12 protein-coding genes are annotated in these 25416 nt (G+C 51.5%); 1 reads left to right on the forward strand and 11 read right to left on the reverse strand.

The window, feature by feature from the left end; translation table 11 throughout:
* Positions 1-185: 185 nt before the first annotated feature.
* The 11 genes from SNR34_RS16595 to SNR34_RS16645 form a co-directional block, all read right to left on the reverse strand.
* Positions 186-2090 carry a DUF2961 domain-containing protein gene (locus tag SNR34_RS16595; protein ID WP_486179648.1) on the reverse strand — a complete coding sequence of 635 codons (1905 nt, stop codon included), beginning with the start codon at positions 2088-2090 and terminating at the stop codon, positions 186-188.
* A gap of 77 nt (positions 2091-2167) precedes the next feature.
* On the reverse strand, positions 2168-3958 hold the full coding sequence (locus tag SNR34_RS16600; RefSeq protein WP_486179649.1) for an L-fucose isomerase: 1791 nt from the start codon (positions 3956-3958) through the stop codon (positions 2168-2170).
* 25 nt (positions 3959-3983) lie between these two features.
* Positions 3984-6701, reverse strand: coding sequence for a family 78 glycoside hydrolase catalytic domain (locus SNR34_RS16605; RefSeq protein WP_486179650.1), 2718 nt, complete (start codon positions 6699-6701; stop codon positions 3984-3986).
* A gap of 21 nt (positions 6702-6722) precedes the next feature.
* The gene (locus SNR34_RS16610; protein ID WP_486179651.1) at positions 6723-9707 is read right to left on the reverse strand and encodes a glycoside hydrolase family 2 protein; all 2985 of its coding nucleotides are present in this window, start codon (positions 9705-9707) and stop codon (positions 6723-6725) included.
* A 44-nt stretch (positions 9708-9751) separates the two neighbouring features.
* Positions 9752-12802, reverse strand: a complete 3051-nt coding sequence (locus tag SNR34_RS16615; protein ID WP_486179652.1) for a family 78 glycoside hydrolase catalytic domain — start codon at positions 12800-12802, stop codon at positions 9752-9754.
* 104 nt (positions 12803-12906) lie between these two features.
* Positions 12907-14655 carry an extracellular solute-binding protein gene (locus tag SNR34_RS16620; protein ID WP_486179653.1) on the reverse strand — a complete coding sequence of 583 codons (1749 nt, stop codon included), beginning with the start codon at positions 14653-14655 and terminating at the stop codon, positions 12907-12909.
* A gap of 79 nt (positions 14656-14734) precedes the next feature.
* Complete coding sequence (locus SNR34_RS16625; RefSeq protein ID WP_486179654.1) at positions 14735-15655, reverse strand: carbohydrate ABC transporter permease; 921 nt, start codon at positions 15653-15655, stop codon at positions 14735-14737.
* A gap of 25 nt (positions 15656-15680) precedes the next feature.
* The gene (locus tag SNR34_RS16630; RefSeq protein ID WP_486179655.1) at positions 15681-16622 is read right to left on the reverse strand and encodes an ABC transporter permease; all 942 of its coding nucleotides are present in this window, start codon (positions 16620-16622) and stop codon (positions 15681-15683) included.
* A gap of 251 nt (positions 16623-16873) precedes the next feature.
* Positions 16874-18697, reverse strand: coding sequence for a cache domain-containing sensor histidine kinase (locus tag SNR34_RS16635; RefSeq protein WP_486179656.1), 1824 nt, complete (start codon positions 18695-18697; stop codon positions 16874-16876).
* Positions 18694-20316 (reverse strand): response regulator, encoded by a 1623-nt coding sequence (locus tag SNR34_RS16640; protein WP_486179657.1) that lies wholly within the window; start codon positions 20314-20316, stop codon positions 18694-18696. The genes SNR34_RS16635 and SNR34_RS16640 overlap by 4 nt, the downstream gene beginning before the upstream one ends.
* A 3-nt stretch (positions 20317-20319) precedes the next feature.
* A complete protein-coding gene (locus tag SNR34_RS16645; protein ID WP_486179658.1) occupies positions 20320-21684 on the reverse strand; it encodes a glycoside hydrolase family 140 protein in 1365 nt (454 codons plus the stop codon).
* A 311-nt stretch (positions 21685-21995) separates the two neighbouring features.
* Between SNR34_RS16645 and SNR34_RS16650 the strand changes: the two genes are divergently transcribed.
* Positions 21996-24671: a chitobiase/beta-hexosaminidase C-terminal domain-containing protein gene (locus SNR34_RS16650; RefSeq protein WP_486179659.1), complete on the forward strand. Its 2676-nt coding sequence runs from the start codon at positions 21996-21998 to the stop codon at positions 24669-24671.
* Positions 24672-25416: the final 745 nt, after the last annotated feature.

A 25416-nucleotide genomic window follows, 5' to 3' on the forward strand; every position in this document is an offset into this window, starting at 1 on the left:
GATTGGGACAATAACTTGTACTTATAGAACAAAAAAGCCGCCAAAATAGCGACTTCAATGGGAATATGTTCTTGTCCCTCGACAGATCAGGCTGTCCGAGAACAGGAATATTGTTCCTTAAATGACAAAAACATAAACTTGCCCACAACTGTCCCGATACCTCATCAATCATCAGCACCGTTCCTCTAGTTCATCGTATATACCCAATAACGGAATTCGTTCCATGCTCTGGCCTCTCCGTCCTGAATAAATTCGATTCGAATATGCAGCTCCCTCTTGCCTCTGGTATAAGATGCAGGGATCACAAACTCATCATCCAACCATCGTTTGTAGGGATTTCGGTCCGCAGTGTACCACGTTCTTTCTTTTACTTTCACCCCATCTACATGAACGAAAGCCCGTTGTCTCCCTGTGATCTGATCGCATCGCCGCCGCAGCCTTACGCCGCTGTTGTCCTCCCTGATGCGGATTGTGAATTCACTATAACCGTCTGTTTCATGCCCACTATCGCGAATAATGATATCGTCTTGATCCCCTTCATAAGCTGAATCCAGAGTGTAGTAACCGCGGCTGCCTCCTGTTTTGTAATCATGGTTCCTCTCCGATGAGGGGTCGCCAATATCCATTTCGTCCGTCAGAACCATTCCCGGATCGTCCACACCATAGTAGAACAGAATGCCTGAATGTTCGAGATACTGGTTGTTATGCTCGCCTGCTTCGATACCAAATACGAGCTCCGTCTGAAACGGATACCAGTCACCGCTGCACATTCTGACCATCGACCACGGGTTGTCAGGAATTCCGTCATAGGCGCTCGATGGATTACATTCAGGCGGCGTGGGAAACCCCCAACCATAACATATCCAGCTCTCGGAACCGTCGCTTTCAACTTGTGGTGTCGCATTGCCGTCAATATGCACACGGACATCGCCCTCACAGCTGATCGTGCCCGGTTTATGGGTAAAACCTGTTACATGACCAGCTACCATGTGTCCTCTTCCCTTGAGTTGACCGATGATGCTGTCCGATCCTGCTGTTGCCTGGCGTTCATAATATTTCGATGTGCGAAAATAACCGGTTCGGCCCTTCTCATAAACAGCGTTCCGCTCTTCTGTAAATTCAATGTTTAATTCGGATAACCATACGTCACGGTTCCCTTTGTTCACCAGTTCAATCACCGCATGCTCCCAGTACGGCATGGAGAAATAGTTATAGAACAATCCGTCCCCTCGTCTTCCGTGCGACAGTACGCCGACAGGATTAAATCCAAGCTCGTTGCCGAAGAATACACCTATGGGGCACCAAATATCCGGTTGTTCATGTTTATCCCAACTTGCTTTGATCCAAAGGTGCTGCAGGTCTTCGGATGAAAAGGAGCGGGGATTGAATGCAGCGCTTATGGAGGCGATACTGCCTTGCCCGACCTCTTCCAGAATGGTTAGCTTCTCCCCTGCTTTAACGGTCAACATTTCGTAATATCGAGACTTGCATTCCACGGCCGTTTTGGGATCTTCACCAACCCGAGACCACATTTCGATCAGCGGGGCATAGTTTTCTTTTCCCGTGAACGTAACCACTTGATCAGAGTCACTATAGGAATGATAAATGACATGGCCCCAACCGCCATCTCCTTTGGCTGCTCCTTTCAGTTGAATATCCGAGGTAATTCTGCATGATTTCTTGAAGGGCATAGGGACATAACTTCGGACTACGCGAATAGGTCCGCGTCCATTGTCCTCGGGCCCAATATAAGCGTCTGCCAGCGGAGTTACGAAAGGAAATTTACTCCCGAATTCGGAGGCCTTGATCACAAATCGGGGCGTATCCTCGCCGTCAAAATAAAAAGAAAAGGTAGGTTCCGGACTCTCGGGATAACGGTGTTGGACGAAATTATAGATGCATCCTGGACCGCAATAATCAAAAATCACCCACTCCTTGCCGTCCTTATAAAGCCACCAGTCCCAGTCCGCATTGCGTCCCTGCTTGTCGATGCTTCCTTCATAGTGAACCTGCACGCCGTCTTTTAGCACAGGAAGCAAGTCGAACTTTTCCATGTTGCCAATCCCTTTAGGCTGTAAATGGGTCATCATTAGCCTGCAACCTCCGAGTCATAAATGATTACTTGTCCATAGTCACAAAGGATTTCCAATCCTGCCATCCTCTCAGCTCAGCCATACAACGGGCCATATGCAGCACAAGCACGGTAGTCTGCAGCTTCCGGATCTTTCGTGCCAAATGCTGACCAGGCGCTAGGCCGGAAAATGCGCCTTGCTTCAACATTGTGCATGTTAACCGGAATGCGCAATATGCTCGCAAGCGTAATCAAGTCGGCTCCGATGTGGCCATAGCTTACAGCACAATGGTTCGAACCCCAGGCTTCCATCACGCTGTAGACGTCATCGAATATCGGATCACCCGCTACCCGTTTCGGAACAAACCATGTCGTCGGCCACGTTGGCGTCGTTCGCAGATCCAGTCGTTGATGTACTTCCTCCGGCAACTCCAAAGTATACCCTTCCGCAAGCTGAAGCACCGGCCCCAGCCCTGCTATGAGGTTAATGCGTGCCATCGTGACGGGCATTCCCCCTCGCGTTGTAAAGTCGGTAGAATAGCCACCGCCTGCAAATTGGTCCATATAGGTTGGTCGCCAGCTTACAGCATTTAGGCAAGCCTGAACCTCCTGTTCGTCAATCTCCCAGTGAGGCTTCATCGCGGGCTGACCGTCGCGAAGCTGCTCCCCCGTTCCATCAAGCGCCGCCGGTCCCGAATTGATCAGATGCATGAACCCTGCCGCAGCCAAGCCATCCGGCTGCCAGTCTGTCACTCGTTTCACGGCTTCCGGACTCCAAAACGCGCGAACATCGGCAAAAATCTGGGCGGTATGCGACAAATAGTGATTGAACAGCATGGTGATGGCGTTCAGATTGTCGTTCTCGGTGGCGACCATATAGGGTTCGCGAATGCCATTCCAGTCGAATGAACTGCACAGAATCGCTTCCAGCACATCCGCACTGGGAAGGTGATCGGTCCATTCACGCTGTCCCTGGAACCCGGAAGCAATGGCGTTATAACCATACGCCTCCTCTTCATATCCCAACTCGGCCAGTTTGGGATTGCCAATCATCAGATCACGCACGATCAACGTCATGCGGATGGAAGTTTTCCAGTTTTCCTTTTTGCTCTCTGGATCGATTTGAACCGATTCCGGATTGGGATCAGGTCCTTCTTTGCAATGAAGCTCGGCCCAAGCCATAGCTGAGTGGAATTCCTGCTCGTCATAAATATGTTTCTCCAGCCTGCGCGCAACCTCAGTCATGTCCACATAGGCGTTGCGCATGCCCAGATAACGCTGGTAGAAATCTTCGTCTACAACACAACCTGCGATGCCCATGGAGACGGAGCCGATCGACAGATAGGATTTTCCTCGCAGCAGTGCAGCAGCCAGACCCGCACGGGTGAACCGGATCAGTTGATCCCTAACATCCTCTGGCAGATTGCGTTCCTCCCGGTCCTGAATATGCCTGCCGTAGATTTTGAAAATGGGCAGGCCTTTCTGGTTATGCGCCGCATGCAGCGCAGCCAGGTAGACCGCACCGGGCCGTTCGGTGCCATTGAATCCCCAGACGGCGTGCGGCAGGGTTGGATCCGTTTCCATCGTTTCAAGCGGATAACACCAACCGTTTGCCACCGTGACCAGGACGCCGACGCCTTCCTTCCTGAATTGCTCGGCACAGCGGGCTGCTTCGCTCATTCCGGAGATGCATGTATCAAAGATGACAACCTGCACTGGGGAGCCGTCCGGGTTCCGGAGAACGGAGGTAATCGCAGCAGCAGCTTCATGCGCCAGTTCCATCGTGCTGCCAGCTAGCGCAGCCTTTACAAGCTTGCGGCGATCCACGATCGGGCGAATGCCGATCTTTGGAAATCCGTTTTCATAACGATGCTTCATATCCGTCATCTGTATTTCCCCTTTTCTGCATATTTTATCGGATCGTACCGATTGGGATGGAGAAGACGTGTCGTCCCGGGTTCAATTTGTGAGAACGGCGCAGTTTCGCGGCATTTACTGTATCAGGAGGCACAACAAGCGTGGCTGTGGTTCCTTCAGGGATCGTCACCTCCATATGCAGGCCTGCCTCGTCTTTCTTCCATGCTACCGCAATGGTTCCATGTGCCGTCCTTAGCGAAGCGCTCACCCGTTCCAACTTTGAGGGGATGATCGGCTCGATCCATATTTTTTCATAACCTGGCGAGTCGGGCCTAATGCCAGCCAGTCGCGTGTAAAAAGAAACGCTGATGCCCCCGAACATGGCGTGGTCATGGGAATGCATGCCACCTTTCTCGCTCCATTGCTCCCAGAGCGTCGTGGCTCCGCGCTCAATCTGGTATCCGAAGCCGGGATATTCCTTCTTGCTCAGAAGCTCATAGGCAACATCGATGTGCCCATAGTCCGCCAGTACGTCAATCAAATATCTTGTGCCATAGATGCCTGTATGAAGATGACCGCCGTGTTCCCAGATAGCTTCCACAAGCCGCTCTGCGGCTGAGGTCCGCTCTTTGACCGGCACCATGCCAAACGCGAGCGGCAGAAGCTGAGCGGTCTGGGAACCGCTGCCGTAAACACCGTTCCCCAAGTTCCAATGGCGATGAAAGGTCTGGTTGATATCCCGAGCCAGCCCCGAATAATGTTCATGATCTGCGCTCATGCCCAGGATCACCGCCGTTTCGGCAACAATGGACGTGATTTTGTAGTAAATACTTGTATTCACCAGTTCGACTTCGTGAAAGTAGTTTTCCCAACCATCATCATTGGGAGGGCACCAGTCCCCAAAGCCATCCTTCACCTGATGGTCTGGCCATACCTGATGCAGATGGTCAATATATGCTTTCATGGACGGATAACTCTGGCGTAAAGTATCCAGATCGTTGTAATGCCGATAGAGACGCCAAGGAAGGAAGACTTTGTCCCCGCTCCAGTCCGGGTTGGTCATGCTTTCTTCAATATCTCCGAGCCATTTGCGGTAGTAATTCTGCATATGGAAATGGTGCATGCCGGCTTCCTCAACGACAGCGGAATCCATGAGACAAGGCGTGCGCTCATCACGCTGACAGCAATCCGTGGGTATGCTGACCAGATTGTTGAGGTACGACCAACGAATATTGCTGTAGAGCTGATTGATGCCTTCATCCGAACATTCAAAGCTGCCGGCCGGCTCGACATCTGCATGAATGGGAATGGCCTGAATGGAGAGTTGATCTGTTTCACCGCTGACTTCCACATAACGGAAGCCGTGATAAGTGAAGCGAGGTTCATAACGTTCTTCCGGCTCCCCGCGGAGAATGTACGTGTCGGTTGCTTTGGCATTTCGATTCGTCCAGGGATCGATGCTGCCTTGTTCATCGACCAGCTCGCTGTATCTCAGCCGCACTTGACTGCCTTCAGGACCGGTTACCTGAATGCGAACCCACCCTGCCATGTTTTGACCAAAATCGTATACGCCCACGCCCGGACGTGGCCGAAAGACAGCGATGGGCTCGACCGGGTTGCGAGGCATAACAGGAGGTTGGGTGTTCGCTTCAAGCTTGCCGACAGGCGGTTCGGCAGTTACAGCCCTCGACCAATCCCCGTTTTCAAGAAATCCCGGTTGATCCCAACCGATGTGCTCCTGTCGTGCATCATAGGACTCCCCGTCATAGATATCGTTGGAAAGAATCGGGCTTGACGCGAATGACCAAGATTCGTCCGTCATGATAGTGCGCGTGCCGCCATCCTCAAACCGGAGGTCCAATTGCAGGATAAAGGCTTTATCCCGATTCCATTTCCATCCCCACCGCGAATAATTGAAATGGTAACCATTCCCGAGCCACACGCCGAGTACGTTTTCTCCTTCTTGAAGCAGATGGGTCACGTCATAGGTGTCATAGAGCATTCTGCGGGAATACGGCGAATTGGCTGGAGCCAGAACACGGTTGTCCGCCCGGTTTCCGTTGATGCAAAGCTCATACCAACCTACCGAATAGATCCGCAGTCTGGCTTCGAGTGCAGACGACGGCAATTCAAATGTTTTGCGAAACTGAGGGCTGTCAACAGGAAGGGGTGCCTCACAGATCGACAGCATGTTTTCCTCAAGCACGAGCCCATTCCCCGAAGGGCTAATCGTGCCTGTGGTAAAATGAGTCGTCTTCGGATCATAAAAGCGGTTGGAGTACAGCACGCGGCCATCACTCCCGCTGAGCTTCAGATCACGGAAGGTTGCCTTTTGCCCGTCTGTCGTCCGGAATGCAATCGTTCCTTCATAATCCGCTGCCATGCAGCGATGCGTGTAATGTTCATCTATGGATACTTGCCATTCCCCGGCTTCCGTACTTATCTTGAGCGAAAGACGTGGAGGAAGTTTGTGCAACGCAGGTAAAACAATCTTCCCCAAAGCCTGGCGTACGTCTTCTTCAACGCGGTAAATGTACACGAGCGTCTGCTGTATGTCTTCTTCATGCTCATGCAGTTCAATACCGCAGTGATTGCCTTCATCACGATAACCGAACAGAAATGCGGCACCACCTTCTTCCACGCTGAGAATGACCTCTGCCTGATATGAAAACCAGTCATGAGGCTGGACTACGGGTCGCGTAATCCACTTGGCATACCATTCGTCAGATCCTGATTTCTCCTTCATTTCCACCATGGTCTTCATGGATGTCATGTTATTGCTCCTTCCTGTAAGTCAGCACGATTTGCTTATGATGGGCACGCCGCTCCGGGATGTCTCAAACGCATTCCAAGCACTTACAGTAATTCCGTCCAGCATCACCTCAGGACCGATTTCAAACGGGATGCGTCTCTCTTCTCCCGCAAGCAGTCCAAAATCGTTGTCATCCAGATAACAACCCCACTCGTCGGGAAAATGGTGAATCATCACCCGAATCGCAGGCACGTTTCCCATGTTTCGAATGGCAATGAAACCGTTCTTGTCTTGGGTCTCGACAGACCATTCAAGCGTGGTGCGCGGAAGTTCACGCAGCGGTGCATCGGAGAGTTCGGCGTACAATGCAAACGCCTGCTTGGCCTGATCGCCCGGATATTCGTTTGCTTGATGCCGATGCTCCCTCTCAAAAGTTATCAGCTCTGGGGTCTTCGGCTGGGCATTGAACCAATACCACTGATCGGACACGAGCATTCCATTGCTTTCATAAAGCATGACGGCAATCAAGAACGGCCGAATTGCTGATTCTTCCGGCAAGGTTACTTCCAGCTGATCGATGCAGCTCGCCAGCCCGGGCTTCAAGGTTAGCGCCGGATAATTCCACGTTGTCATCTCGGTTAATTGGCTGTCGTACATCGAGACTTGGATAGCTGCATTTATAAGGACGTTACGCGAATCGTTCACGACATGCAGTGCTGCGCGGAACGTTTCATCTGGCTGCCACGCATCCGATTTGGCGCAGGTGATAAAAGCATTTTGCGGACGTGAAGCCTGTTTGGCACGATAATAGGACAGCTTCGGTGTACCGTAAAAATCGACCACCGCCCACGAATGTCCGGGAAAACAATCCGTGAATTTGTAGTACCAAAAGCCGCTCTTGTCTCTCCCTGTTCCTGCCCTTTGTACATCAGCGGTCAGCCGGATCGCATCACCTTGAGCGGTCTGGGAGTAGTTGATGTAGTCCTGCCAGTCGCGGATCGGTCCGTATGCGGCGTAACGCATGACTTTAATGACATCCTTCAGACCGAACTGGTGAAAATGCGCTTTCCAGCCCCTGCTGTCTTCGGTTGGAGGAAATGACGCCAGTTCTTCCTCCGGCATATAGCGGAGACAGCTTGAAACATTGGTCTGACTTGGAATGCCGAATTCGCCGTAAAACACCGAAGGCATCGCTAACGTTGCCTCATCCAAGGGTTCACCCCCGTGATATACGTTCCAATTATGCACGCTGCCTCCCCATGGATCGGTTCGATGGAACGGTCGGGACGGATCGTATCCGCGGCATCTTTTTCCAACCAGAAAGAGTCCTTCATCTGCACCGCCATGATTGCCGTTTTCGTTGCCGCCGCCCCACATGATCAAGGAAGGATGGTTCCTCAGCCGTTTCACCGAAAGCACGGTCTGCCGGTCGATGACGCCGAGGTCAGTCAGCGGTGAATCGGGCGGACCCCAGCAGAGCGGGAATTCCTGATAGACCATAATGCCTTTTTCATCACACAGATTATAAAATTCGTCACTTTCCACCAACCCGCCGCCCCATGCCCGGAGCATCTGCACATTGCCCCTGCGCGCGAGCTCCAGCAGTCGTTCATACTGCCCTTTCTGCTGGTCGAGCATGGCATCAGGCCAACACCAGTTAGCGCCTTTGATGAACATTGGCTCGCCATTGATGACAAACTGCCAGCGATATTCCGTTTCCGGAGCTGCATCGGTCATAGGGCGCATTTCAAGCGTACGGATGCCAAAAGACGTGTGAGCTTTCCCAACTTTAATGGGCTCAAAATTTGATCCGGATAACACAAGCTCATAGAGAGGCTGTTCACCGTAACCCGCCGGCCACCAAACCTCGGGATCGGTCAGTCTGATCACGGTACTGAATTTGCTGCGACCATATGGCACTTCAATGGAATAAGTAAAATGGGTATCCCTTTGGCAGCATGTTTGGTTATCGGGGTCAAATGAATCAACATCCATTTTCGATTTCTTTGATCGGATATAACCTTTGATGGATAATTCCACTGGCTCAACGAGACTGCTCTCAGCCGTAAACTCCAAGTGAAGCACAGCTTCATCCGAGGTGTGGGACAGGGTTACAACATACGGATCAAGCAAAGCTATATCCGGTTCGGCCACCACCCGTACATCCTTCCAGATGCCGATTGAAATGAGGTGTCCATAATGCCAGCCAAAGCCCGGACTTGGCTTCATCAGGCCGTTCCAGCTTCGAGGTGCAGGGTCCAGCCGAACGACAACCACATTGGGTTTATCACATCGAACCAATTCGGTAATGTCATGAATGGGGCCGCCAAACATGCCCTGATGATGTCCCAGCGATGCCCCGTTGAGAAATACGGTGCCCGAATAGTCGATCCCGTCGAACTGCAAGGAAAGTCGGCGCCCCACCCATTCTTCAGGCAGTTCAAATGACGTAGCAAACCACCATTCCTTGCATTCCACGCGTGTCCTGCGGAACCAGACGGGGGTCTCTTCAGGCATGCCGTGATGCTCCAGTTCATCGATAGTATTGGTACTCCAGTGGGGATCTTCCAGCAGTTCCTGATCAACCAGCGCTTTTTGCACCGTTGTGGGCACGCTGACTTCCAGCCAATCGCTCCGATCGTGAGCCGGTTCGTACCAACGTTCCCGCATGCCTTCACTCGCCCGGACTTTTCGCCCAAACCAGCCCGTCGCAGGCGCCGGATCTCCATGATCAGCCGCCTCGCCTCCCTTCATTCGCCAGGTTCCGGACAGAAGTAATGTTTCTTCGGAGGAAGAATTGCGATCGTTGTGGGGATTGGCATATGTGAAATCAGGTGATGGCTCTGCACCGGCATGGCGGGATGCTATTGGAGTGTGCGCTTTATCTGTCGTATAGCGGACTGGAATGCGGCTGTCCATCTCCACCCATGCATCCCCATGCAGCGAGGAACGGGCATAGGCCTCGTCCTGAACTTCGTCCAGAAAGCGCTTGCTTTCATTTGTACGGTAATATGAGATGTGTGTCATCGCGCTAACTCTCCATTCTTGATCCGTTTCGCTTTAAATGTGCATCATAAATTCCTGTGTACAAGCACTGGTCGGTATCCTTCAGGTGCTTCCATTACAATTGCAATTTCTTTCGGAGCACATACCTCCAAATGAAACGTGGACTCGCTGCCTTCCTCTTCCCGAATCTCCCATTTCACGTCGATCCTTCCGTCGCCAGGAAGAGGCACAGCTCCTTTTGCCCATTGGAGATGGCCAGGCTGGGGAGCAACCCGAACTCGTGTCCAACCGTCTGCAATCGGGCGAACCCCGAGCACCGATATTCCCAAAAAGTACCCTGGTGCTGCCGACCAGGCGTGGCAATGACTGCGTGTCAGATATTTCGGATTGGGCCGATTCTCGGCAAATCCCGGATACATCTCCCAGCAAGTGGTCGCCTCATGTTTCACCATTTCCCCAAACTTCTCTCTCATGTCCCGGAGCATATGATCCGTCTTGCCGTTCATCACTAGCGCCTCATAATAGAAGAACGTCATGAACGGACTCCCTATGGTTACAAAATCTTCAGGCGGCGATGTTAAATACGCGTTGAGCTTCTCCTTTCGCTCATTTGCTGCAATCCCGGTAACCAGCGCCATCACCTGCGTCTGCATACTATAGGTGCTGGAAAGAGAGCCATTGGCATGGATGCAGTCCATATAAGCCTGCCGATCATCACTCCATAGATAACGATTTATGGCGCGGGCCACTCTTTCCGATGCGGAACAGTAGTATGGGCTGTCTTCTGCGCACCCTGCCAATTCGGCCAATTGGGCCGCGTCTGCCAGCGTGCGCGCAAATATCGCATTTTGATGGGTGACCGTCCCGTCGTTCGGCTGCTCCAATGGTGCCCAGTCCAGCAGATTCCAGGCTTCAATGATCAATAGTCCTCTGGCATCGATATGTGAGATATAGTGATCGAGCGTGAACTTTACCTTGGGCCAGATTTTCGCGGCAAAGTTCCTGCTTCCCGTATGACGGGCATATTCAAGGCAAGCGGTGACCCAGAAAAACGTCCAATTCGGAATCACGCTGCTCCAGCCGCTGGGCACCTGATCCACATAGAGCGGCGTTTGCCGGCTTGATCCCGGAACAAGCTGCAGACAATGTTTTACGATATCCGTTGCACCGAATACATAGTAGTTCACGAGCGCTTCATTGCGGCTGTCGCCAACCCAAAACACCTGTTCATACGTGGGACAATCCACAAATGTATCCTCCATGCACAGCCGGGTGGTATGCTTGCTGATCTCCCAAATGTCATTCAGGATCGCGTCCGAACTATGAAATCGGCCGATCTCTGCCACCGGATAGTTGCTTTGCACAAGGGTAATGCCGAACAGTCGCACGGGTCTCGTATTCCCGTGTATGGTAAGCATGAGATAACGAAGTCCGCGCCGAATCGGCGATTCGTAGCGTTGTCTGCCTTCGCGGCATACATAGCGAAGCGTATTATCCACGCCAAAGGTATCCTGTCGCCAGTCGCCGTCCATATACTCGAAGCCATACGCGTCGATGACGGTGCCGGCCGCCGCATCGACCTCGAATCGCAGATAGCCTGACCATTCGCGGCCAAAGTCCAGAATCAGCTCCGTGCTCCTTCCGGCAGAGCTTGCCGGAACGATTGCAGGCTGCCGATTTGCGGCGCATACCTGCTGCAAGGCCGCAGGAACAGGACGCGTTTGCTCCTGCATCTTCCAGATGCTGGACGCAAAGATTGAAGCATCCGAGCTTAGCCTCTCGGGGAATGGTTTCATCCAGCCGCGGAATGGAGCAAGTTCAGGGACGGAAGCCAAACTGCGGCATCGCAGATATACATCGGCATCCGGAAATGCCTTCTCGTCCAGAGGCTGATTGCCGCCAAAGCCCTGATATGCTCGGATTGGATCGCGATCCGGCTGGTGGTCGATATGCACGAGGGTGGCAAACGGACCCATCAGGACAAACGGTGTTTTGCCCGTTTGCGCATCATCGAATGGCGATACAACCGTAAACGGAACATTGCAGTCGATTCCGAAGTGCAGACCGCCGCCATGATCCTGCCCTGCCAGCTCGATCAGCAGCAGATTGTCTCCCTGATGCAACGTTACCCGCTGAAGACGGCGCGGCCGTTCTCCCTCCATAGCTGATGCAGGATAATATGAGCCGTTAAGCGTGATGCCGCAAAGAGCATGGAACGCGCTGAAAAATCCGACAACGGCTTCGGCTTCGCTACTTGCGCGAATGACCGCTGCGACATAACCGGCAAAGGATACCGGATTGGCGTGCATCCTACTTGTCGGCTCCATCGCTTCACGTACATCGAGCACATACGTCCAGGGCACAAGAGATGCTTCTTTCAATGATTCCACGCGAACAGGCCATACTTCTTGCTCCGTCAGTTCAGGAATGTCACTTGCAACCAGGCATTCCCATGGCGCATCGCCAGGCGTGCCGATGATGCGGGCAGGAGTCCAAACGCCGTGCTCTGCGATCGGCAAGGTTTCGACTCCTTGCCAACGATCATTCCAGCGGCGCGCATCCACCTGTTCGGCAAAACCAAGCTGACAGGACATGCGCGCTGACCTTCGTTCATATCCGTCATGCAGAGCCGTCTGCCAGGATGCATCCGTACCCACGATAAGTTCTTTTCTCAGGTAACTCCCATCAGCCTCATAGCGAACCGACTCCAGTTGAGCGAGAAGCCCGCCCCTTCCCGGCAGATACGCGAACGTAGCTGCACCATAGCTGATGACAAGTACAGCCAGTGTATTACGACCGGAATGCAGCAGATGGCCCACTTCATGCACGTGATAGTTAAGTTCAGAAGGCCAAGAGCGATTGGGTCCTCTTCCGCACAGTACACCGTTGACATATAACACATATCTGGCATCTGCTGTGATGGTTACCTCGGCGCTTCCATACTCCCAATGATGCAATTCGAATTCCCGGCGAAAACAACGCCATTCGTTGCGCGGCCAGTCCTCGCCTTCTCCCCAGATCCATGAGGCGCGCCACGTGAATGCTTCCGTCTGAACAGCGCTTCCTTTCCGTTCCGTCGGCAGATCCCTCCCGCCAGTCGATAAAATGTGATCCATTGCTGCATCAACTCCCGTTTCACTGTACGTTTCAATAATAAGGGGCTAAAACTTCACAGCTTTAGCCCCTCTTCATGACACTTGCCGTTGCGAGCGAAGTCGTATTACAGCCCGTGAGCTTGACGAAGCCGCTGCACTTCGGCGTTATACCAGGCCGTAAACTCATCTGCTCCTGCTTTTTTGAATGCCGCAAGCGCAGCCTGTTTATTTGCTTCGAATGCCTGTTCATCCTTGGAAAGAATAACTTTGGCCGCTTCGCGCGCAGCCAGCTCTTTAAGTTCGGCTTCCTGTTTCTTCAGCTTGTCGTCCAAGGTTACGCCCGGAACGGTGTTGCGCTGCACGATCTCCTCGTCCGTCATGCCATTCATCCAGGTGGTGAACGTATTTAGTTTGCCTTCATCGATCAACTTTTTGAATACCTCTCCCGAGTAAGAAGCACCATAGTGTTCTGCAAAATCTTTCTCAAGCGGGGTGGCCGCTTTGGACAGCGCCTCCTCCGAGGTAAAGAGGTCGACCGGCATCTTGTCATCGGGATTGATCATGTTGCCGCCAAGACCGATGATGTTGCGATCCAGCGAAAGTCCGGTTGCTTCGTAGGGAACTCCGCCTGCTGCTTTCAATGCGAGTGTTTCGTCCGTGAGTGTCGGTTTGCCGTCCACCATCTTCCAGTGCTTGCCTTCTACGCCGTTATACATGGTGCGTGCACCCTCATAAGAGTAAATATAATTGAGGAATTCCATCGCTTTTTCAGGATGTTTTGATGTTTTGGATATGCTGTAGGCTTTATCCTGCCATCCGAGCGGATTGACTGCACCCGTCCAGGCCAGTTTGCCGGCAGGCACAACCAGATATCCTTTGCCATCATTGGCATGCTGTGCATTGAAATCCCCCATCGCCCAGGTGGCGGGACCAACAACGATCTGTCCTGCAGTTGCCTTTGCCATGTAGTCATTGTTCTTCATTGTCAGGGAATCCGGATCGAGCAATCCTCTGCGTTGAGCCTTGTTATAGAAGTCCAGTGCAGTCCAGAAGTTGGAGGACTCGTCGGTCAAGTTGCTGATGAAGTCGCTCCCGCCAACTTTGGATGCAGTCAGGTCGCTTGTAGCCCCTACATTCTCGGTAAAGATGATTGGCGGAATCGTATAAGGCCATAATCCCCAATCTTGCCACATGGACACGCCGTACACCTTTTTGCCGTCTTCGGTCTGCGGGTGCTTCTCCACAATTTTTTCGACAACGTCCAGCAAGTCATCCATTGTGGCCATTTCCGGTGTGCCAATCTCCTTGTACCAGTCCCAACGAATCGTCGGGCCTATAGTGATTGGCGCAATTGAAGTGCCCGGTTTGGATTGCACTTGGGGAGGCAGGAAATACAGGTTGCCGGTACCGTTGCTCCAGTTCTTTTTGCTGTATTCGACCACAGTACCGATGTTCGCCGTAATGTCTTTGCCGGATGTAGCGAGCAGATCGTCGAGCGGAACGATCAGATCCCCTTCAATCAGTTGTTTTTGATATTTGTTCACGTCCGTGCGCACCAGGTCGGGCAGATCGCCGCCAGCGAGCAATACATTGAATTTGTTTTCGTCTGCTTCAACGTATTCAATTTTGACACCGATCTTCTCGGCAATGGCTTCGGCCACTTCATTGTTCTGCTGCGTATTCCACTTGGATCCGGTTTCCATGATGAGCACTCGCAGCGTCACGAGGTCTTTGTCCGAGCCCGTGTCTGACGAACCGGTTTCGCCCGTGCTGGTCTGGCCTGTTCCCGAGCCGCTGCCCGTACAAGCTGCCAGCAGCAAAGACGTCATCATGAGCAGTGCGATGACTTGGCGGAACGACTTTTTAGTTCTCATGTCATAACCCTCCTGTTTCTTCTTCTATAATTATCGGCGATTGCCGGATAATCCGGTTTGGTTGCACCATTTTTCAGCCTTAACCCTTGACGGCTCCCATCATGATGCCTTTGACAAAATACCGCTGCAGCATCGGATACACCAGTACAATCGGCAGCGTGACAAGCATCGTAATGGTCATGCGAATGGACTGCGGTGTGAGCGTCCGGACAACATCTCCGCGGGTCAACTCCTCTGTCGTCATATTGGACAGGTTGCTGGACTGGTTCAGGAAGTTGTAGAGCACCAGTTGCAACGTTTGCAGCTTCGGATTTTCCACCAGGAAAAAGTTGTCGAACCAGGTATTCCACTGACCTACGGCGGAGAATACGGCAATGGTGGCGATGATCGGCATTGACAGCGGGAAAATGATGCTGCGATAGATCCGGAAGTAGCCGGCCCCATCGATTTTGGCCGATTCCTCCAGGGATGCGGGCAGCTGTTCGATGAACGTTTTGATCAAAATGATGTTAAAGCCCGACATCGCGCTTGGAATGATGTACAGCAGGAAATTGTTCTGCAATCCATAGGTTTTCATGGTCAGATACCATGGGATAAAGCCTGCATTGAAGTACATGGTAATCAGTACAAAACGGTAAATGATTTTGCGGAACGGCATCTCTTCTTTAGTAATGAGATAGGCAAAGAAGGAACAGCTGAACACCGTAATCAACGTTCCGAGCACGGTCCGGGAGACACTTACAATGGCAGCGTCCATGATGCCCGGCAATTGTACCGTCGCTTGGTATGCTTCAAGGGAGAAGCCGGCTGGCCAGAAATATACGCCTTTCTGAACCTCGATGGGATCGCTGATCGAATAGATGAAAATATAATAGAACGGATAAATGGTGATGATGACAAGCAGGGACAGCACGATGTAATTAAACAGGGTGAACGTAAGGTCTTTCCAGTCGGTATGGCGGACGGGACGAAGCGTCTGTCCTGTGGGTTGTGTGCGCATATTTGTTTTGCTCCTTTCCCTGGGGTCAGACGATGCCTTGACCGCGAACTTTCTTGGATAGAATGTTGACGCTGAAGAGCAGCAGAACACTGATTACGGTTTTGAAAATGCCCACAGCCGTCGAGTACGAGTAGTCGCCCGTCACAAGTCCGAGCCGGTATACGTAGAGGTCAAGCACTTCGATCCGGTCTGCAATCATAACGTTGCTGAACACGAGATATTGCTCAAACCCTGCGGACAGCAGGTTGCTGACGGAGAGCAGCAGAAGCACAATGAAGGTCGGCATGATGCTTGGCAGCGTAATGTGCCAGATCGTACGCATGCGCCCGGCGCCATCCACCTTGGCTGCATCGTACTGTTCGCTGTCTATGCCAACGATGGCAGCCAGATAGATGATGGCGCTCCATCCTGCGGACTTCCACAGCAGCAGCAACGTTTGCACCGTCCATACCCGGTCATAGTTACCGAGGATATCCACGGGTGGACTGCCGATCCCCGTTTTCATCATGATGGAATTGACGGCTCCCTCCGTACTGAACATGCTGAATGCGAGGGAAAATACGATGATCCAGCTGATATAATTTGGCAGTGTAGAGACGGTCTGCACCAGCCGTTTGAACCAGTCGGAGCGAACTTCCGAGATCAGTATGGCAAGCAGCATCGGTACCGGGGCGGTGGCAATGGACAACAAGCTCAGTGCCAGCGTGTTCGCCAGCACGGGCCCCATCCGTGGATCATCGAACATGTTGCGGAAATTTTCCAGCCCCAGAAAAGGGGTTTGTTGAAGCGGTATGCCTGGTTTGTAATCAAAGAATGCGTAGATCCATCCGAATAAAGGGACATAGCTGAAGGCCAGCGTAAACAGTATGAATGGCGTGGCCAGAAGCAGGAGCTGCATGCCATCCTTGCGATTCAGCTTGCCGGTCCTTTGGGTTGCGGCGCCGTTCAGGGTCTTGGTACGTTGCATATGAATTTCTCCTTTGTGCGTGTGCTTTCGTTTTGGCTTATTCATATGATAACGCTTTCTTTATTACCCTTGAATGAAAGATCCCCTGATCTGCTTGAAAAAAACAAAGCTGCCCTGCGAGCCGACTTGAACAATTTTGAGGCTCCGCTTGAACGAATAAACAGGGCTCCAATATGAAAAAAACGCCCTCATGTGCTGCCTTCCGGCGAAGCTCACGAGAGCATGGATCATTCGAAGCCGCAGCTCCTCTTCTATAATCGATGTACAGGCAAGGTAACGATGACCTCAGCACCCTGATCGGCCGGAACGAAGTGAATGCCGAAGTCCGGTCCATAATACAAACGAATCCGTTTATTGACGTTATTCAGTCCGATTCCGCTCCCGCCAACGTTGGATTTGGGCGATTCCCCCTTGGCCAGCTTTTCGTTTAACATGAAGAGGCTCTCTGCATCCATTCCGACGCCGGAATCGGTGACGCTCAGCATCAGACGGTCATGGTCGCCCGAGGCAGTAATTCCGATCTGGATGGCAAAATCTTCGCTCTGTCTGCCGGAAGCAATGGAATTTTCCAGCAGCGGCTGCAGAATAAAACGCGGCACCTGACAATCCATCCACTCTTCATCCACATCCATCGTAAACGTAATATTATTGTTGAATCGCATGTTAATGATCTTCAGATAATTGTCCAGATACGACAGTTCGTCCCGCAGGGAACACATCGAGTCTTTGCTGGAGAATACGGGGCGCAAAATATTGCCCAGTGCTACAATCGTATTTACGATGTTGTCCGCCTTCACAATGACAGCCATCCAGCGGATCATGTTCAGGGTGTTGTACAGGAAATGCGGATTAATCTGATACTGTAGTGCCTCCAGTTCCAGCTCCCTCTTTTTCTCCTGAATCTCATTGTTTTTGTTCACCAGTTCTACCATGCTGAGCGACATCTCATTAAAGCGGCGGATGACCGTGCCCAGCTCATTATTCGGAACATGATCGACGGTAACCCCGAGTTCACCGCGGCTCATGTCTTTCATTTTGCCGGACAATTGGTTGAGCGGTTTGATGATTTTGCGAAGCCAGAAGTAGGAGGCTATGAATATCGCGAGCACACTGATCGTGAACACCAGTACAAGCATTCGTTGAACGCCTAGAATCTGGTCTGCGTACTGACTGAGCGGAATTTCTTTCAGCAGGTACCAACCGCCATCATGGAGTTTGTAATATACAACCTGCATGCTGCGTCCGGCCTTTTCGTCATCCAGGCTTCCGTAAGCTCCGTCCGTCAGTTCCGCACCCGGTTTGAAGTGGCTCTGCGTACCTACCCGATCCGCCTCACTGGCCGAAATGATTGTTCCGTCAGCGCTGGCGATATACATATCGCCTTCTTCACTGTTCAGCGCCGTCGCATAGATGGATGACAGATACCGTTCATCGATATTAAAAATCAGCGTGGCGCTTGTTGTTGGATCATAGATGGCACGCGTGCCCCGCATCAGGCTGATCAGGTAACCATCGTTTTCTCCGGTCAGATACGGATTGTAGAACGATTTCTTGATCCCGGAATGGATAACCAGATGAGGATACTGTTCAAGCGTTTGACGGAAGGGCTCAGAAGTAAAAAAGCTCTCCTGCCATGCTTCCCGATCGTAAACGAGCGTCCGCTTCTGACTTCCTCCTACTGCCCCGAGATTGTTCGCCGTAATATAAATCGAGTCAATATAGTTGTAGTTGTCGATGAAATCGGCGATCACCCGCTGCACGTCGTTTTTCGATTCGAGAAATTCCTCTTCCGTTTTCTCCGAAATTTTGTACAAAAACTGCTGAATGTGATCATCCCGCAGAAAAAGCATGGATAAGCGATCGATCTCTTTCACCAGGCCGCCTATGTTATGGTCAAGCTGTTGGAATTGCTGGTAGAGCAACCGTTCGTTCTGGATTTTGATCATGTTCTGCATAAAGGAATAAATAAAATAAGAAGCCCCCGCCAGTACGGCGAGGCTGATGACCATAATATACAAAATAAGCTGTGTTCGGAGCTGTCTGGAGACAAACAGGGATTTGACGGATGTCCTCATTCATGGCACCCTCTGTCTTTGAGCGTCGTTTGGCGGCGGTATTCGTTCGGATTAAGACCTGTGATCTTTTTGAATACCTTGCTAAAATACGTATACTCGGGCGAAAAGCCGACCAGAGCCGGCACATCGGAAGAGCGCAGTTGGTTTTGGGCAAGCAGGTCCTTGGCACGTTCAATCCGATAACGGTTCACATAATCAATATAAGTGATCTGCAGCTCTCTCCGGAACAGGTTGCTGAGATACCCCATGCTTAGACCTACATGGTCTGCAACCATCTGGAGACTGATGTTTTCGGTATAATGACGCTTGATGTACTCAATGGCGCGGGTAATCTCGTCACTCATTTGTAAGCGTTTGCGAATCAATTCAACCAAGGTGTCAATATAGATAAGGACCTGGTCAAGCATATCCGGCATCGTGTCACAGGTTTCCAACTTTTCGTTCATGCTGAGCAGCAGCGTTTTCTCATTGTTATGATCGTATACATGCGTATTAATCCATTGCACAAGCTGGTAAATGGTGATCTCCATTGATTTTCGCTCTTCGTTCATGCCGCGTTCAATCTCATCCAGGAATTCGTCGTATTCTTTCTGTTTAAGTGACGGAAGCAATTCCCGAATAGGTGTGTGGCCTCGAAGCCGTTCAAGTCGCCCAAGCACGCCCGAATGGTCCGCACGCCCTATTCCTTGATGATGTTGTCCCGGGCCGGTGATGAATTTACGCTGCAATGCGCGCTGTGCTTCGGCATATTGTCTCGGCAGCGAATCATAACCTCCATTGATGCTGCTGATCCCGAACGATACGGTACTGTTGAAATAATGACGAATCGTATCCTGAACATGTTCGAGCAACTGACGAAGCTCCTGCACGATGGCTTGTTCGGACAACATATCGGCAAAATGCAATACAAGCGCGTAATTCCGGTCGTTGATCTGAACCGCCTCTCCCCGTTTATAACCGGACATGATCTCGCTTAAAATGTTTAACAGCGACATCTTGACCAAATGGCCGTGTTCATCCCGAAAACGTTCCTTGAGCGAGGCATAACGGTCCACTTCCATTACGCACACGACAAGACGAACGGGCGAAAGGCGCAGACCGCTCTCCGAGACGAACCTGGCGAATTCCTCCGTTGAGAAAATGCGATAGAACATAAAATCTTTAAACATCTTTTCCTTCACAAGCTCCATATCCGGAGACGCCGTCCCTGTCCTGCCTTGCGGTTGAGGCGGGGTATGCTGCTGATCCAGCTCTTCCCTGACTCCTGTCAGCACCTGCTCAATCTCTTCTTCGGTCATGGTCAGCTTCAGAATATAGCTGGACACGTCCAGCGTCAGTGCTTTGCGGGCCAGCTCAAACTCTTCGAGACATGACAGCACAACGACGCGTGTATGTTTGTCTTGCTTGCGGATGTTGGAGATCAGCTCCATGCCATCCATTCTTGGCATACTGATATCGGTAATGACCACGTCGGGTTTCTCGCGTTCATAATAATCCCATGCGGCCAGGCCATCCGGGAAATCGGCAGTGACCTCCAACCCGAATTTGCTCCATTCGACGGAATTTTTCAGTCCGATGCGAACGAGCATTTCATCCTCGACGATCATCACCTTATACATGCATTAGACCCCCTTCAAAATCAAAATCCAGTCATTCCCTCTTCCGCTGGTTGGGGCTGCAAAACGTTGAATGCCTTGATTCGGTATTGTAGAATCTGAATCTGAATCTGAATCTGAAGAAACCTTGGTCGTATCTCCTGTTCTGGGGCAAAACCACATGGCATTCGCTTGCTTGCCCTCAATATACCCCATGACGACGTCAACGTACAAGCCATTGGGCAGATAAATGTAAGCGTTATATTTATTCTGCGCAGCAACGGCATGATTCGCGCCTGCACGGTTCTGATGAATCAGATTCGAATTGGGTCTCCAATCCGGGCCCAGCTCCCCTTCGAGCAATGCACGCGCATGGCGCATCTGCTTTGCTCCCGGACGATGCAGTGCTTCAAGCCATGGCATAATGAAATAATCGCCTTGGCTGTTCGATTCAATGAGATCATGCGGACCTTGGTACATTGACCATATCGAATGGTGCCCATACGTATGACCCAGCGCGCCGGCAAATAAAGCGTAATATGCAGCTTTCCTCACATCCGCCGCATCGAAATAGCCCTGTTCACCCCGGAACCCGACAGGAATATCCTCGTAACATGGCTCAGCATCAAGCGTGGGTTTCACCGGCTTGCGCTCATAATCTTGCTGCACACGTCTATCATTGGTAATCTCCCGCTCTCCGTGTCCGGATTGAATCATATTAAAATCAAGCCATGACTCATCATGAAGTTGGCGGGAAGATGAATCGCATCCCGGTGGATGGAAAGCCATAAGCTGCCGGGCACCACCTTGTTTCAGCCCCTGTGCCATGGACGTGACGATGTCGAAATGGCGCTTCGTCTCCAGTGGACGGTCTCCCCCCAGTACCCAGATAATCTGAGGATATTCAGCGTATCGCTCACCCAGCCATTTTCCGTAATTAAAGGCCGTTTCCGGTGTAAATATTTCCGGCCCTTTCCCCCACTTCTTGTTGAACTTGTCACCCCAAGTCGGGAGCAGTGCAACATACAGCCCAAGGCTGCCTGCAAGTTTCAGCATGGCGTCCACATGATCCCAATAGGAGTAAGGTCCATCGGTATCCGGATGGGCTGGATCAGGTTGACCATTCTCGTCCATATGAAAAGGTAGTCTGCCTTGAGCATTGCCCGTTGTGGTACCGCTGAACTCGGCCAGCAGCACCGTTTGAATGACTGTGAAACGCTGTTCGGCCCTTGTACGGAGGTACAGTTCGCTCTCTTTCCGGTTCAAACGATGCAGAAGTTCCCAAGCCGTGTCACCGAGCCAAAAAAAAGGGACTCCTTCCGACGTTTCCAGATAGCGACCGTTGTCGGAAACCCGAAGCGCAGTGATGGCAGATTGTGGATTGGTGGACATGTTATTGGACCCTCCCTGTTTTACAGTTCCATGGGCGTTGCTATGGCGATCATTCATGTTTCTGACGAATCACTCTCTAATGAAAAGCATAAAATGCACATTTGTTTTCGTAAAGGGCCTTTACCGAGCAGAATCGTTCAACCCGGCTTCGTTTTGTTCAACCACAGTCGCTATTTTTTCAACCGTTTCAATGGATAATTCAAATCTGACTTTTATTGTAAACGCTATCATTTTAAGTGCCGCAAGTCGACTGACATGAAACCACCTCATGGATTGACCCTTGCGGTAAACCATGAAAAAGGAGAGCTGAGATGAAAAGTAGATCCGGTCGTTTAGCTTCACGATGGGGAATTCCGCTCCTTATATCCACCGTGCTCGCTTCGTTTGCTCCTGCTCCTTCCCTAATTTACGCGAATCAGAATCAGAATCAGAGCCAGAGCCAGAACCAGAACCTTAACAGTACCAGCCACACGATTACGATTGATACGAATGATGTGATTCAGGATGATTTTCTCGGCGTTGGCGTCAACACCATTCCCACGGCCCTGATGCCCGGGCAAACGCAATACGGGTATACGGAAGCCCACTGGGAGGTAGACAACAAGCGAATTCAGACCATTCAGCCCAAGGTGGCCAGAGTGTGGTTTCAGATCGACTGGATGGAGCCTGTGAAAGGAAACTATACGTGGGACAGCGCCAAAATGAAAGCTTTCTACAAATACCTGGACGCCTTCAAGGCTGCCGGAACCGAAATCGAGCTGAACTTTGGCTGGAAAGTGGGATCAACGGTGCATGACTGGTTTACCATTCCGGGGATAGATCCATGGACAAGTGCGCCTGCTGACCTGGATGCTTATGCGGCTTCCGCCTCTGCCCTGCTGGAGGAGTTGATACTGAACCGCGGTTACGACAACGTGAAATATTTGACGTTTTATAACGAACCGAACGGCAGTTGGGACTTTGAGGCTCCCGGTGACCAGAAAGCCTATTATGCCGAAATGGTTAATAAAACGAGTGCCAGGCTGACTGCGGACGGTCTACGCGATCTGATCGAAATCTGGGGTCCCGAAGAGACTGGCGCTCCGGCTTGGATTGAGTACATGAAACAACATGCGGATGATGCCATCGATGGATACAGCTTCCATGTATATGGGGAATCGTACGAAGGACTGGGGAATGCCTTTGTGTTGCGGAAACAGTATGTCGGCGACAAGCCGCTTCATCTGACCGAATTCGGCTGGGCAGATGATCAGGCGAGCAATTGGGATGCGGGTTATGCAAACTCGGTCATTCAAACCGCCAATATGGGCGTGAAATCAGCTCTCATGTGGCAGTTAAACGGGGTTTGGACCAATGATCCTACCGGCGGAACGAACGGAACATATACGATGTGGGATGCGCTGGTACTGGGGCTGACTCCTCGCAAAACATTTTATATCGCAGGCATGCTGAATCGTTATATTCCTGAGCACAGCGAGGTTCTGGCTGTGGATACGGGCGGTTCGACCGACGTACGCGCCGCGGCGTTCAGAGGCGACGACGGCAATTATACCGTGCTCGTAGAGGCCAAAGCCGGCACGGAAAAAGAGATCACGCTCGATTTTGGCAGTACTGCGGTCAACCAGACGTTCCGTAAATTTGAATACAACAACGATATTGTTCAAGAAGCCAATGCGGTTCTTCCTCCGGTTGCAGCAACCTTTCCAGGAGGAACTTCGCTGACAGACCGCGACGTCGATGGAAATTACAATGTGATCATCTACACGACCCGGCCTGCCGAGACCCAAGTCAAGCTGGATGAAATAAATCCTACTGTCCGCTCAGGCGATTCCATCACGCTTGGGGCAGAAGTAATCGACAATACCGGAAGTGTGACTTGGAGCGTCGTTGGACAAAACAACGGCACCATTAACCGTAGCAGCGGCGTATATCAGGCACCACAGGTGACGGATGAAACGATGATTGCGGTTCGCGCGACCAGCACGGCCGATCCATCGGCGTATGGCGTCGCCCTCGTACGCGTCCTTCCTGCGTCACAGGCGGATAAAGTCGAAGTTCCAACATTCAGCCTGGATCGGCACATATTCCCTAGCTCCGAAGTGCTCTATCTGGAGACGGCGACGAGCGGAGCGCAAATTCGGTATACGACAGACGGCAGCGAACCTACGGCCCAGTCCTCCCTGTATGTCAGACCGATTGTGCTGAACGAAGGTTCACTTGCACTCTATAAGGCCAAAGCGTTCAAAGATGGTATGCAACCCTCAGGCACGGTGTCCTCCCTGTATCAGATCGGACAGATCAGCAGCGCACCGGACGGGTATAAGCTGTGCATGGTCGAAAACGGTGGAGAGTGTTATTTTCAGGGTAAAGCGGTTGTCGCTTACGGTGCAGACGGATTATTTAATTATTCCATTCAGGAAAACGGCGTTGCTTGTACAAGCGCCATTCTCGGCGATCCGATTCCGGGCGTAGACAAGCGATGTTTTGTTAACCCCGAAATTCCGGATGAGCTACCGGTGGTCACGTTCTTCAACGCCGGTTTTGAAAAACCGGCTACCACTTCGGCCAGACCGGGACCTATGACCAACGGATGGGTGTTCGACAGCCGCTCCGGCGTGCAGCATAACAACGGTGCATTCCAGGCCACTGCCGCGCCCCAAGGTGTGCAGACAGGTTATCTGAAAACGGATGGCGGCGTCTCCGGCGCGATAAGCCAGTCGATCCATTTCAAGCCGGGAACGTACCAAATGTCGTTCAAGGCGGCCAAACGCACCAGCTTTGGAGGCACCCAGTCCTTTGACATCTATTTCGATGATCAAATCATCGGTTCGTATCAGCCTGAATCCGGCAACTTCCAGACCTTCCGCACAGAGCCCTTCGAGACGGCTGGCGGAAAACATACGATCAAGTTTGTAGCCACAACGACTCAAGGTGACAATACGGCTTTTATTGATGATGTACGAATTACGTTGCCACAGACCCCCTAAGACCCCATATATCGCCAATTTGAGCTTTGAGTCCCCTGTGGTTAACCGATCCGTCAGGCACGTTGAGCGGGATCGTTGCTGGATGGAGCTTTAATGATTAGGCAGGGATGTTGCGCGGTGGCAGCAGCGTAACTTCTACTCCAGTACCCGCCGGGGTTCAGGCTGCATTTTTTCGAAGTCAACATGGCGTTCAAGGTTCATTTCATCAGTCGCTGACGTTTCCTGCGGGCAGCTACCCCATTAACTTGAAAGCTGCCGCTCAGAATGCAAATGTGCCAACACATATCTCAAGGTGAAGTCATTGCCTCAAGTTGAAGAAACAAGTTTAGACTGATTCCATATAATAAGCAACGGCCAGTTTTAGATCTTAAAGTCTTAGACTGGCCCTTGCTGTTGTTCAACTAACGTTTCCCGTTAGCCATCCATGTCCCTGTCGGTACACCAGAATAATTTTCAGGGTAGCTTAATGTCTATAGGTATTCTTCGTACTATAATTTTGTATTGTCTTATTTTAAAGAAAGAAGAAGTGTAATCAACGTTGTTCGTTTCTTCTTCCAATTTCTGTACCGTCTTTTTAATGTTTTAAAGTGACTACCTATCGTACGGGCCTCCTTTTTTTTGCACGCAAAATAAGACAAAACAGTGTACACGACAATCGCCACATACCAATTTTGTCTCCATATTCCAGCATAAAAATAAAAGCCGATGACGTGCAGCACGATGGAAAAGAGCCACATTCCCGGGA

It is taken from the genome of Paenibacillus sp. XP01, assembly GCF_057364885.1.

Coding starts and splice junctions, on each gene's coding strand:
- SNR34_RS16595 (WP_486179648.1), bottom strand. CDS start 2,090: ATGATGACCCATTTACAGCCTAAAGGGATTGGCAACATGGAAAAGTTC.
- SNR34_RS16600 (WP_486179649.1), bottom strand. CDS start 3,958: ATGACGGATATGAAGCATCGTTATGAAAACGGATTTCCAAAGATCGGC.
- SNR34_RS16605 (WP_486179650.1), bottom strand. CDS start 6,701: ATGACATCCATGAAGACCATGGTGGAAATGAAGGAGAAATCAGGATCT.
- SNR34_RS16610 (WP_486179651.1), bottom strand. CDS start 9,707: ATGACACACATCTCATATTACCGTACAAATGAAAGCAAGCGCTTTCTG.
- SNR34_RS16615 (WP_486179652.1), bottom strand. CDS start 12,802: ATGGATCACATTTTATCGACTGGCGGGAGGGATCTGCCGACGGAACGG.
- SNR34_RS16620 (WP_486179653.1), bottom strand. CDS start 14,655: ATGAGAACTAAAAAGTCGTTCCGCCAAGTCATCGCACTGCTCATGATG.
- SNR34_RS16625 (WP_486179654.1), bottom strand. CDS start 15,655: ATGCGCACACAACCCACAGGACAGACGCTTCGTCCCGTCCGCCATACC.
- SNR34_RS16630 (WP_486179655.1), bottom strand. CDS start 16,622: ATGCAACGTACCAAGACCCTGAACGGCGCCGCAACCCAAAGGACCGGC.
- SNR34_RS16635 (WP_486179656.1), bottom strand. CDS start 18,697: ATGAGGACATCCGTCAAATCCCTGTTTGTCTCCAGACAGCTCCGAACA.
- SNR34_RS16640 (WP_486179657.1), bottom strand. CDS start 20,316: ATGTATAAGGTGATGATCGTCGAGGATGAAATGCTCGTTCGCATCGGA.
- SNR34_RS16645 (WP_486179658.1), bottom strand. CDS start 21,684: ATGTCCACCAATCCACAATCTGCCATCACTGCGCTTCGGGTTTCCGAC.
- SNR34_RS16650 (WP_486179659.1), top strand. CDS start 21,996: ATGAAAAGTAGATCCGGTCGTTTAGCTTCACGATGGGGAATTCCGCTC.